Genomic DNA, 11,206 nt, shown 5'->3' on the forward strand with positions numbered 1-11,206 from the left:
GTATCGCCTTGTCGGGGATCGCGATCATGGCGCTACTGGCCGGCGATCCGCGGAGCTCACTGGCCACCGCGGTCCCACTGGTGTCAGGCGCCGCACCCGGCGAGTACGGCGTGACGCCCGGCGCGGAGTGGAGTGTGAGCAGCCCTGGCCCCGGCCAGCTCAGCGCCTTCCCGCAAGCGTTCGCGACCGACCGGGTCACCGATGGCGTCACCGAGCGGCAGGTCCACGTCAGCTGGGCGGAGAACCGTGATTCCACCCTGGTCGAGAGCATCGATGCGCATGCGGTGTCGAAGGACGGTGCGATCACCTTCGACCGGCACGACGAGTTCCTGCCCGCCTTGAGCATGGCCCGCCTGGACGACGGGTCGCTGCTGTCGGTCGAGTTCGTGCCGGGCCCGGTCGATGCGCAGACCGGCGACATCACGCTGAACATCGCCCGTTCCACCGATCTGGGCGAGACCTGGACCCGGGGCACAGCGACAGTCGAGGACACCGTCGGGTTCTCGTGGATCCGGGTTCACCGGGGCATCCTCCAACTCGTCGACGGCACCTTGCTGATGCCCATCTACGGCCTGGCACGTGGCGACACACGCAACCGGTCGGCGCTGCTGGCGAGCGTGGACCGGGGCGACACCTGGACCGTGCGCAATCCCGCGATCCTGCCGCCCACGGCGACGCTCGGCACGAACGAGATGGCGATCAGCCGCACCAGTGACGGCCGCCTGATCGGCTTCCTGCGTGGTGACGGCCAGGCGGCGGTCTTCCAGACCTACTCCGACGACGACGGCGTGACCTGGACGACGCCGCAGGTCATCGACGCTCCCGACGGTGCGCCCACGGGCGCGGTGGACCCGGGTGTGGTGCTCCAGCCCAACGGCATGCTCCTGCTCACCTACGGCAGGCCGGACAACTCGTTGCTGGTGAGCCGCGACGGGACCGGACGCACCTGGGACGACTACCACAACATCTTCGCCAACGCTCCTCGCGGGGGTCCCGCACGGACCACCGGTTCCAGCGGCAACACCGCGATCGTCAGCGTCAGCGCGAACCAGTCGGTCATGTTCGGCGACGCCTGCGCCAACGTCTGGGGTTGCCGGGAGTACGGCCAGTTGCACCGCGTCTGGGCCCGGGTGATCGACGCCGTCACACCTGGCACCGGCAAGCTCGACCTCGAGACGAAGGTCGCCTCCGGCAGCGTGAGGCTGTCCGGCGACGTACTCGATGGGCCGGACGCCTTCCCCGAGACGCGCATCGAGGGCGCCGTCGACGGCAGCGCCGACCGCTACGCCGCCGCCCCGATCGCCGAGGACGGCACGTTGATCATCGAGCTGGATCAGGTGTACACGCTGGACAGGATCGGGTTGATGCTGGCCTACGGCACGGCTCAGGACGCCGACGTCCAGCTGTCCGTCGACGGAAGGGCGTGGGGTCAGCCGGTCGTCAAGGTCCGCGAGACCGTCGACTACTCGGTGCGCTACCACCAGATCGAGCCCACCCAGGCTAAGTACGTCAAGATCAACGCCCCTGATGGCGGCACTCTGGACGCGGTCACCGAGCTGGAGTTGTATGCCGCGGACACCATGACCTTCGAGAACGACGCCGTGAACGCCGTACCGCGAGGATTCACCGACACCCGCCATGCCGTGGTCGCGGACACGATCATCCCCGGCGCCGACAGCAGCCGCCGGCTGACGCTGGTCGACTGGGACGCCGAGGCGACCGCCACCGCGACGCTCCCGGCGCCGGCGACACCCGAGCAGCGCGTCTCCTTCCAGTACGCCGGTTCGGCCTACGGCTCGACCGGGGTCGTCTTCTCCATCCCCGGCCAGACCGCCGGTGGGGAGACGACGACCGCCTGGCAGTTCTGGGTGACGGCCAACGCGGCCGCCGGCACCTTCCGCGTGCGGGCGCACACAGGTTCCGGTTGGGCCGACATCGGAACCGTGCCATACGCGCCGCCCGAGACCTGGATGCCGGTGACGATCGACACCACCGCCACCGAGGCTCGATTCAGCCTCAACGGGGCGACCTTGGACACCACCGCTCGCTGGAACGACGCCGCCGGCTACACCGGCGTCACCGTCAGCTCCTACACCGTCGAGTCCGCTTCCGGCTCGCAACACGACTTCGACGACTTCCGGGTGAGTCCATTGAGCTGACGGCGCAGCGGCCGGCCCGGGTTCGGACGCACGCCGAGCCCGGGCCGACCCGACGTCATTGACATGGAACGTCATGCCATGACTAGGCTTCGGCGTGACAGCCGTCAACCACCTCACCGACCGGAACGCCTTCCTGCTGCGTGGCGACGGGTTCGCCTACGCGCTCGCCGTCACCCCTGACGGCGACCTGCGCCATCTGCACTGGGGCGGCCCGCTGGAGCCGGACGACGTCACCGGCTTGCTGGCGGACGACCCGCGCGAGTTCGGCTCGAACACCTGGTCCAGCCCGCGGGCGCACACCGAGGAGCTGGTGGCGCACGGCGGCCGGCGGCTGGACGAGTCCGCGCTCAAGGTGGAGTTCGCCGACGGCGTCCGTGCGCTCGACCTGGCCTACCGGTCGCACACCATCAGCGCCGATCAGCTGACGGTCCGGCTCGCCGACCGGCATTACCCGTTCGCCGCCGAGCTGCACTACCGGGTTCGCGGCGGCGCGCTGGAGCGGTGGACCATGCTGGTCAATGACGGCGACGCGCCCGTCGTGCTCGACCGGGCGTACTCCGCGACCTGGGGATTGCCGTGGCAGCCGCGCTGGGAGGCGACCTGGCTGGCCGGCATGTACGCCACGGAGACGCAGGTGACGCGGCGCCCGCTCGGTGCGGGCCGGCTGGTACTGGAGTCGCGGCGCGGCATCCCCGGGCACGCGGCGCAGCCGTGGCTGGCTCTGGACGCCGGCGCGGGCGACGAGGCGGGTGCGGTCTGGAGCGTCGCGGTGGCGTGGAGCGGCTCGTGGCGGCTGGCGGCCGAGCTCGCCCACGACGGCCGGCTGCACGTCACCGCCGGCGTCAACGACTTCGACCTGCGGCATCCCCTGGCGCCGGGCACGTCGTGGACCACCCCCGTCACCGTCGGCGTGTACGCGTCCGCCGGGCACGACGACCTCACCGACCGCTGGCACGCCTACGAGCGCCGGTTCGTCGTGCCGCGGCCCGATGTCGTCCGGCCGGTCCTCTACAACGGCTGGGAGGCGACGTTCTTCGACGTCCGCCCGGAGTCGCAGCTCGAGCTGGCCCGGCGGGCGGCCGGCCTGGGCGCCGAGCTGTTCGTCATCGACGACGGCTGGTTCGCCGGCCGGAAGGACGAGAGCGCGGGCGTCGGCGACTGGACGCCAGACCCCACGGCCTTCCCCGACGGCCTGCAGCCACTGGCCGACGAGGTGCACGCGCTGGGCATGCGGTTCGGCGTCTGGGTCGAACCGGAGGCCGTCAGCCCCGACAGCGACCTCTTCCGCGCCCACCCGGACTGGATCTACCAGTGGCCGACCCGCCCGCGCACCCTCGCCCGGCAGACCCACATGCTGGCGCTGAGCCGCCCGGACGTCCGCACGCACCTCGTCGAGGCCCTGAACGCGCTGCTGTCGTCGGCGCCGATCGACGCCCTGAAGTGGGACCTCAACCGGCCACTCACCGAGGCGTCGGACGGGGTCGGCAACGGCTCGGTCTGGCTCGGGCACGTCGAGGGCTTCTACGAGGTGCTCGACCGTGTCCGCGCCCGGCACCCGGACGTCTGGATCGAGAGCTGCGCGTCCGGCGGCGGCCGGGCCGACCTCGGCGTCATGGCGCGCACCGAGTGGGTCTGGCCCAGCGACAACACCGACGCGCTGGAGCGGCTGACGATCCAGCACGGTTACACCTATGCCCACTCACCGCACACGATGATGGCCTGGGTCACCGACTCCCCCACCTACCTCACCAAACGCGAGATCCCGCTGCGATTCCGGTTCCACTCGGCGATGACCGGGCTGCTGGGCATCGGCGGAAACCTCGCCGACTGGCCGCAGTCCGCGCTGGCGGAGGCCGCCGAGTACGTCGCGCAGTACAAGCAGGTGCGGGCGACGGTGCAGTACGGCGTCATGCGGCGGCTGAGCGGCGCGCCCGACGACGTGACGGCGCTCAGCTACCGGTCGCCGTCGGGTCATCAGGTCGCGGTGTTCGCGTTCGCGCCGTCGGTGCGGCACCTGCGGCGGACGGTGCAGCTACGGCTGCGCGGCCTCGACCCGGCGGCCGTATACGTGGACGGGGCGACCGGGACGCGGTACAGCGGGGCGCTGCTCATGCATCACGGCCTGCGGGTCGGGCTGGTCGGCGACTACGCCAGCGAGTTGGTGGTCCTGGACCGCGCGTGAGCCCGCCGGCCCGCCGCAGCCTTGACATGGAATGATGTTCCGTGTTGGCTCCTGGCACGCGTTGGCGCACCTTCGGAACCTGGAGACCTCCATGAAGATCATGACGATCTACGCCCACCCCGCCGACACCATCACCAACTGCGGCGGCACGCTGGCCCGGCACGCGCAGCGCGGCGACGAGGTGGTCGCGCTGATCCTCAGCCATGGCGGGCGCATCCACGCGAACAAGTACGCCGAGGAGTGGCGCAAGGACGCGCCCGACGACGCCGTCGCGACCGCCGGCCTGGACGCCATCGTCGCGAACAAGAAGGACGAGCTGGACCGCGCGGCCAAGATCATCGGGATCGACCGGATCATCACGCTGGACCACGAGGACACCTACGCGACCGTCCACGAGGACGTCGTCGAGGAGATCGCCGAGCATCTGGCCGCCGAGCAGCCCGAGATCGTCATCGCCGACCATCCGCGCAGCCCCGCCTACTTCGACGCGCACTCCGTCGCCACCGGCATGGCGCTCGCCGCGCTCGCCCGTGCCGGGACCTACCTGCGCAACCTCGACGGCCGCGACGAGGTGCCGGTGCGGCAGGTGTTCCTCACCGGCCTGCCGGTCTACAACCTCGACGCGCTCAGCCTGAACGGGGTGCGCAACGACTGCTACGTCGACATCACCGAGGTCGTCGGGACGAAGCTGGCGGCGATGGACCAGTTCGTCAGCCAGGGCTACCACGGCGTGTTCGCGCGCAAGCTGGTGGAGTCTTACAACGGCGAGGCCGGCCGGGCCGCCGGGGTGAACTTCGCCGAGGCGTTCGTCCGCCTCTACAACGAGACCCACCAGCACCTGCCGGTCACCGAGGCCGCCCTGGCGACCGATCCGCTGACCAGGCACATCGCCTACTCCTCGGTGAACCTGCGGGGCACCTACCCGGTACCGTGACGCCCGTGACGCCTTCGATCACCGGCCGGTCCGTCCACGAGCTGCCCACCCCGCTCGCCGTCCTCGACGACGCCGCGCTGGAACACAACCTCGCCACCATGGCGGCGTGGTGCCGCGAGCACGGCGCCGAGCTGCAGCCGCACGGCAAGACGACGATGGCGCCGGCGCTGTTCGCCCGCCAGCTGGCGGCCGGCGCGACCGGCATCACGGCCGCGACGCCGGCCCAGGTGCGGGTCATGCGGGCGCACGGCGTGCCCGCGGTGCAGCTGGCCAACGAGCTGGTGCAGCCCGGCGAGGCGGCCTGGGTGGCGCGCGAGGTGGCGGGTGGGTTCGGGTTCCGCTGCTGGGTCGACTCCGTGGACGGGGTGGAGATCCTGCAGGAGGCGTTCGCCCCGTCGGGGGCCATCGCGGACGTGCTGCTGGAGGTCGGGAAGGAGGGCGGGCGCACCGGCACCCGCGGCGTGGGCGACCGCGACGCCGTCCGGGCCGCCATCGACCGCTCGCCGAACGTCCGGCTCACCGGCGTCGCGGGGTACGAGGGCTCGGTGGCGGGCGACCGCACCCCGCCGTCGATGGCCGCCGTCCGGGCGTACCTGGAGACCCTGCGGGCCGCGGGCGAGTCCGTCGCCTCCGACGTCGACGGCCAGGTGGTGCTGTCGGCGGGCGGCAGCATGTTCTACGACGTCGTGGCGGACGTGCTGGGCGGCGGCGGGCGGGTGATCCTGCGCAGCGGCTGCTACGTCACGCACGACTCCGGCATGTTCCGCCGCAACTCGCCGCTGGACGGACCGGACGCGCCGGCCCGGCTGCGGGCCGCGCTCACCGTCTGGGGCACCGTCGTGTCGGCGCCCGAGCCCGGCCGCGCCTTCCTCGACGTCGGCCGCCGCGACGCCTCGTTCGACCAAGGGCTGCCGATCCCGCTCGCCGTGCTCCCACGCGGCGTCGCCGACGTCCGCCCGCTGGACGGCGCCGAGGTCACCGCGCTCAACGACCAGCACGCGTTCGTTTCGGTACCGCCCGGTACCACGCTGGCCGTCGGCGACCGCGTCCAGCTCGGCATCTCGCACCCCTGCACCACCTTCGACAAGTGGCGGCAGATCGCTTTGACCAGCCCCGACGCCATCGTCACCGACGTCGTCGAGACCTGGTTCTGATCGGTACCACGCTGGTACCATGTTCGCATGGCCACCAACCTGAGGCTTCGCCCCGAAGCCGTGGCGGCTCTGCGGGCCGAGGCCGAGCGCAGCGGCCGGTCGCAGCAGGACGTCCTGCGCGCTGCCGTCGACAGCTACCTCGGAATCGACACCGGGCTCGGCGCCGAGCCGGTGCATCGTCGCGAAGCGCCCGAAGGCGCCGGCGAGCTGGAGCAGCTGGTCGCCGCCCGGATGGTCCGCCCGCCGCGCACGCCGTACCGGCGCCCGTCCCGGCGACTCACGCTGCCGTCCGGCGTCACCTCGGCCGAACTGCTCGACCGCGACGACCGAGTCTGACATGCGCGTCTACGTCGACACCAGCGCACTGCTCAAGCGCGCGATCCAGGAGGACGAGTCCGACCCGCTCGAGCGGGCGCTGGAGCGGCACGTCGACGACGGCGACGCCATCGTCACGTCGTCGCTGGCCGGGCTCGAGCTCGGCCGCGCCCTGCTGCGCGTCACCGAGGGTCTGGCCGTGCAGGACGGCGTCGACGACGCGCTGGCCGGGGTCGCCGAACGGCACCTCACCGAGGACATCGTCGGCCTGGCCCGGCGCGTCCGGCCCTCGGTGCTGCGCTCCCTCGACGCCATCCACCTGGCCACCGCGTTCGTGCTCGACGTCGAGCTGATGATCACCTACGACCACAGGCTGGCCGACGCCTGCCGGTACAACGCCCTCCGCGTCGCCGCGCCGGGCGGCCCTACGCGCTGAGCAGCGCCGGGAAGACGTGGTCACGGAGGAGCGGCGCCACGGCGGCGACGCCGGCCGGGTGCAGCCAGCGCAGCTCGGCGATCTCACGGGCCGCGACGGGCGGGGCCGGCAGCGTGGCGGTGTACACCGTCGCGGTGACGGAGGCGCCGGGCTCGTTGGCGGCGGGCGCCGTCCAGACGCCCAGCGGGGTGAGGTCGGCCGGGCGCAGCGCGACGCCGATCTCCTCGTCGACCTCGCGCAGGGCGGCCGCCGCGGCGTTCTCGCCGGGCTCGAGCTTGCCGCCGGGCAGCATGAACGCGTGGGTGTCGCGCTTGCGGACGGTCAGCACCCGCGACTCCGCGTCGAGGAAGCACACCGCCGCGACGACGAAGTGGGGCGAGAGCACGCCCCCACCGTACCGTCCGTCAGGCCCGCCGCAGCAGCCAGAACGCCACCGCCGCCGCCACGGCGACCACCACGTTGAGCGCGGTCAGCCAGGCCCGGGCCCGCCGCCGGCGCGGGTAGCCACCGGCCCGCACGCCGAGCCCGGCGACGGCCCGCGCGATGCCGGCGAGCACGGCGGCGGCGACCGCGATCATGGCGTAGTTCGGGCCGTCGCATGAGACGGAGTCGGCGGTGCAGGAGCGGAACGGACCGCCCTGCCCGCTGGAGTCGTACCGCCCGGCCGCCAGCACCGCGACCGCCACGAGGAACCCGTGCACCGGGACGAGCAGCGCCATCACGGCCGCCGAGACGGCCGCGCCGCGCGCCGGGCGGGCCGCCTCCGCCCGCTCCTCTGTGAGCGCCATCAGTGCGGCGCCGCCGCGGCCTCGGGCGACAGCGGCGCCAGGCCGGTCGCCACCGGGTCCGGTTGCCCCTCCGGCGGCGTGCCCGTGCCACCGATCTCCGCCAGGGCGATGCCGGCCAGCACCACCAGCCCGCCGACGACCTGGGCGGCGGACAGGCTCTGCCCGAGCCACACCCATGCCACGACGGCGGAGCCGACCGGCTCGCACATGCCGATGACGCCGCAGGCGGTCGGCGAGATGTGCCGCAGCGCCGCGAGGTTCAGCCCGTACGCGACGATCGTCCCGAACACCACGATCCACAGCACCGTCGACCACGCGGGCACCGACACCGTGTCGAACACGCCCAGCAGCGACGTCTCGCGGCCCAGCGGCGCGAGGTCGACCGTCCACCACGGCTGCGCGACCGCCCAGAACAGCGCCGCGAACGCGAACATGAAGAACGTCAGCGACAACGAGTCGCGGCTCCCGGACATCCGCGAGCCGACCAGGTAGTAGCTGGCCAGGCAGGCCGCCGCGCCGAACCCGGCCAGCACCCCGACGGCGTCCAGCCCGATGTCGGTCCACACCTGCGCGACCAGCGCGAGCCCGATCAGCGCGACGCCGATGCCCAGCCAGGTCTGCCGGCGGATCCGCTGGCGCAGCACCGCCCAGCTGAACAACGCGACCATCGCCGGCGCGGTGAACTCCAGCAGCAGCGCGATGCCCACCGGCAGCCGGTCGATCGCCGTGAAGTACAGCCACTGCACCAGCGCGCCGCCGGCCACGCCGAGCACGAGCAGGAACGGCAGCTCGCGCAGCCCGATACGCAGCTGCCGGGGCGCGATCACGGCCACCGCCACCAGCAGGATCAGCGCGGCGCCGGTCGAGCGCAGCGCCGCCAGCACCGACGGGTCCAGCCCCGCCTCCAGCGCGACCTTCGACATGGACGCGTTGACGGAGAAGAACACCGCGGCGAGGACGACGTAGGCGACGCCGCGGGCCGGGTTCTGACGACTCATCAGGCGACAGTAGTCAACGACTGGTTTGCCCCTCAAGAGCATTGTCACCAGGTGGGATGTCGGCCCTCGCGACGCAGGAAAGCGGCGAGAAAGCGCGCCGCAACCGGGCGGCCGCAGGATCTGACCGACACGACGGGGGACGTCGGGAGGACGATCGTGCCGGCGACGGATCAATGGATGGTGTTCCTGGGCACGGCGGTGGTGTTCGCGGTGACGCCGGGGCCGGCGATGCTCTACGTGCTGGCCCGGACGTTGCACGGCGGACGGCGGCCGGGGCTGGAGTCGGCGCTGGGCAACGCCATCGGCACCGTCGTGCACGTGTGCGCGGCGGCCGCCGGGCTGGCCGCGTTGCTGGCCGCCAGTCCAGCGGCGTACGCGCTGGTGAAGTACGTCGGCGCCGGCTACCTGGCGGTGCTCGGCGTGCAGGCGATCCGGCAGCGGCGGGGCGCCGCGATGATCGCCGGCGGCGACGCGTACGCGCGGTCTCCGCTGGCGCAGGGTGTCGTCGTCGAGACGCTGAACCCGAAGACGGCGCTGTACTTCATGGCGCTGCTGCCGCACTTCGTGCACCCCGAGCGGGCGCACCCGGCGATGGTCCTGGCGGTGCTCGGGCTGATCGTGGTGGTGATCGTGCTGGCCGCCGACGTGACGGTGGCGCTCGCCGCGGGCCGGTTGCACGGCCGGCTGGCACGGAGCGAGCGCTGGCAGGTGCGCCAGCGGACCGGCAGCGGTGCGCTGATGATCGGGCTCGGCACGTTCGTCGCGGTCAGCTGACGGGGGCGAGGTCGAGGCCGGCGGCGACGGCGGCCTCGCGGTAGGCGGCCGCCAGGCTGTCCGGCGTCTCGTGCGCGTTCAGCCCGCTCGGGTTCGGCAGCACCCACAGCTGCGCGCCGCCGAGGTGCTCGGGCTGCCGGCCGGCCACCGCCCGCGGCCGCGCGAACGCCGTCCGGTAGGCGGTGATGCCGAGCACCGCCACCACGGCGGGCGCCAGCCGGGCCACCTTGTCCGCCAGGGCGACGGCGCCCGCGCGCAGCTCCGCGGCGCTCAGCTCGTCGGCCCGCGCCGTCGCCCGCGCGACCAGGTTGGTGATGCCGACGCCGCGACCGGTCAGGTCGTCCGGGCTGTCGATGATGCCGGCCCGCTGCAGCGCCGGGTAGAACCGGTTGCCGGGACGGCCGAAGTGCGTCTGCACGGCCACCGTCATGAGGCCCGGGTTGATGCCGACGAACAGCAGCCGCAGGTCCGGCCCGAGCAGGTCCGGCAGCGTGCCGTCGCGAAACGCCTCCAGCTCGGCCCGCGTGAACCCCATCGGGGCAGCTTAGGGTGTGTCTCCCAGGTCTCGGCCGTAGCGAGCGGCGTCGAGGCGCCGCCTGGGCGTCGCGCAGTAGGCCACGGACCTGGGAGACACACCCTAAGCGAGCCGCCGGACGAACTCGACGACGACGGGGCCCGCGGGGTCGATGAGGTGTCCGCCGGGGACGACGGCCGCGGACGCGCGCGGCAGCCCGGCCGCCAGCCGCGGCACCGCGCGGCGCAGCGGGGCGGGTGAGCCCGCCGCGGACACCAGCAGGGCGGGGACGTCGATGCCGGCGAGGTCGGCGTCGCTCAGCTCGAGCGGCTCGGCGCTGAGGTCCAGTCCGCGGCCGTGGATCTCGGCCAGGACGGCGCGGCTGCCGGCCCGCAACAGCTCCCGCACGCCGGAGTCCATCCGGTCCCAGGCGTCGTCGCCGAGCGCGCCGCGGACGACGGCCTCGGCGGCGCGGGCCGGGTCCTCGCCGGCGGCCTCCAGGACCTTCGCGCGCAGCTGCGCGGCCCACGCCCTGGTGTCGCCGTCGACGGTGAGCAGCGCCGGCTCGAGCAGCACCAGGCCGTCGACCCGCTGTGGGCGGGTGCGGGCCAGCTCCAGCGCGATCAAGCCGCCCGTGCTCCGGCCGATGACGACGGCGGACTCGGCGCCCAGGCGGTCCAGCAGCGCGGCGGCGTCGGCCACTTGGTCGCCGAGGTCGGTCGACTCGAACGGCTCGGGCGCACCGCTGCGGCCGTAGCCGCGGCGGTCGTAGACGACGCACGTGCCCACGGCGCCGAGCCTGACGGCGGCCGGCTCCCACAGCACGGCCGAGCTCGGGCTGCCGTGGATGCCGAGGATGACCGGTCCCTGCCCGTGTGCCTCGTAGTACAGATCGACGCCGTTGGCGATCGCACTCGGCATGCCGCCACCGTACGCCCGCCCACCTGGCCCG

General features: G+C 73.2%; 12 protein-coding genes. 7 read left to right on the plus strand and 5 right to left on the minus strand.

Annotation, left to right across the window (positions count from 1 at the left end; translation table 11 throughout):
• Positions 1 to 26: 26 nt before the first annotated feature.
• The 6 genes from BLU82_RS20115 (at position 27) to BLU82_RS20140 (ending at position 7,180) form a co-directional block, all read left to right on the plus strand.
• Positions 27 to 2,159 (plus strand): exo-alpha-sialidase, encoded by a 2,133-nt coding sequence (locus BLU82_RS20115; protein WP_172885654.1) that lies wholly within the window; start codon positions 27 to 29, stop codon positions 2,157 to 2,159.
• A gap of 94 nt (positions 2,160 to 2,253) precedes the next feature.
• Positions 2,254 to 4,341: an alpha-galactosidase gene (locus BLU82_RS20120; RefSeq protein ID WP_092622875.1), complete on the plus strand. Its 2,088-nt coding sequence runs from the start codon at positions 2,254 to 2,256 to the stop codon at positions 4,339 to 4,341.
• Between the two features lie 91 nt (positions 4,342 to 4,432).
• Positions 4,433 to 5,275 carry a PIG-L deacetylase family protein gene (locus BLU82_RS20125; protein ID WP_157741148.1) on the plus strand — a complete coding sequence of 281 codons (843 nt, stop codon included), beginning with the start codon at positions 4,433 to 4,435 and terminating at the stop codon, positions 5,273 to 5,275.
• A gap of 5 nt (positions 5,276 to 5,280) precedes the next feature.
• The gene (locus BLU82_RS20130) at positions 5,281 to 6,429 is read left to right on the plus strand and encodes an alanine racemase (protein ID WP_092622877.1); all 1,149 of its coding nucleotides are present in this window, start codon (positions 5,281 to 5,283) and stop codon (positions 6,427 to 6,429) included.
• A 27-nt stretch (positions 6,430 to 6,456) separates the two neighbouring features.
• Positions 6,457 to 6,765, plus strand: a complete 309-nt coding sequence (locus BLU82_RS20135) for a ribbon-helix-helix protein, CopG family (protein WP_092622878.1) — start codon at positions 6,457 to 6,459, stop codon at positions 6,763 to 6,765.
• 1 nt (position 6,766) lies between these two features.
• The gene (locus tag BLU82_RS20140) at positions 6,767 to 7,180 is read left to right on the plus strand and encodes a type II toxin-antitoxin system VapC family toxin (protein WP_092622879.1); all 414 of its coding nucleotides are present in this window, start codon (positions 6,767 to 6,769) and stop codon (positions 7,178 to 7,180) included.
• Here BLU82_RS20140 and BLU82_RS20145 read toward each other — a convergent pair.
• From BLU82_RS20145 to BLU82_RS20155, 3 genes are read right to left on the minus strand one after another with little or no spacing between them, the layout of a single operon-like run.
• Positions 7,170 to 7,565: an NUDIX domain-containing protein gene (locus BLU82_RS20145; protein ID WP_092622880.1), complete on the minus strand. Its 396-nt coding sequence runs from the start codon at positions 7,563 to 7,565 to the stop codon at positions 7,170 to 7,172. The two genes, BLU82_RS20140 and BLU82_RS20145, sit on opposite strands and share 11 nt — an antisense overlap.
• Before the next feature lie 19 nt (positions 7,566 to 7,584).
• Entirely contained in the window at positions 7,585 to 7,968 is a 384-nt protein-coding gene (locus BLU82_RS35185; RefSeq protein WP_197682347.1) for a hypothetical protein, read from the minus strand.
• Positions 7,968 to 8,966 (minus strand): DMT family transporter, encoded by a 999-nt coding sequence (locus BLU82_RS20155; RefSeq protein WP_092622881.1) that lies wholly within the window; start codon positions 8,964 to 8,966, stop codon positions 7,968 to 7,970. Before BLU82_RS20155 ends, BLU82_RS35185 begins: the two co-directional genes overlap by 1 nt.
• Before the next feature lie 177 nt (positions 8,967 to 9,143).
• On the opposite strand from BLU82_RS20155, the gene BLU82_RS20160 reads away from it, so the two are divergent.
• On the plus strand, positions 9,144 to 9,740 hold the full coding sequence (locus tag BLU82_RS20160) for a LysE family translocator (protein ID WP_197682348.1): 597 nt from the start codon (positions 9,144 to 9,146) through the stop codon (positions 9,738 to 9,740).
• Here BLU82_RS20160 and BLU82_RS20165 read toward each other — a convergent pair.
• Together BLU82_RS20165 and BLU82_RS20170 are read right to left on the minus strand one after the other, a co-directional pair.
• Positions 9,733 to 10,275: a mismatch-specific DNA-glycosylase gene (locus tag BLU82_RS20165; RefSeq protein ID WP_092622883.1), complete on the minus strand. Its 543-nt coding sequence runs from the start codon at positions 10,273 to 10,275 to the stop codon at positions 9,733 to 9,735. The two genes, BLU82_RS20160 and BLU82_RS20165, sit on opposite strands and share 8 nt — an antisense overlap.
• Positions 10,276 to 10,377: 102 nt before the next feature.
• Positions 10,378 to 11,175, minus strand: a complete 798-nt coding sequence (locus BLU82_RS20170) for an alpha/beta fold hydrolase (protein ID WP_092622884.1) — start codon at positions 11,173 to 11,175, stop codon at positions 10,378 to 10,380.
• Positions 11,176 to 11,206 lie beyond the last annotated feature (31 nt).

This window comes from Jiangella sp. DSM 45060 (assembly GCF_900105175.1).
In the GTDB taxonomy this organism is placed as follows: Bacteria; Actinomycetota; Actinomycetes; order Jiangellales; family Jiangellaceae; genus Jiangella.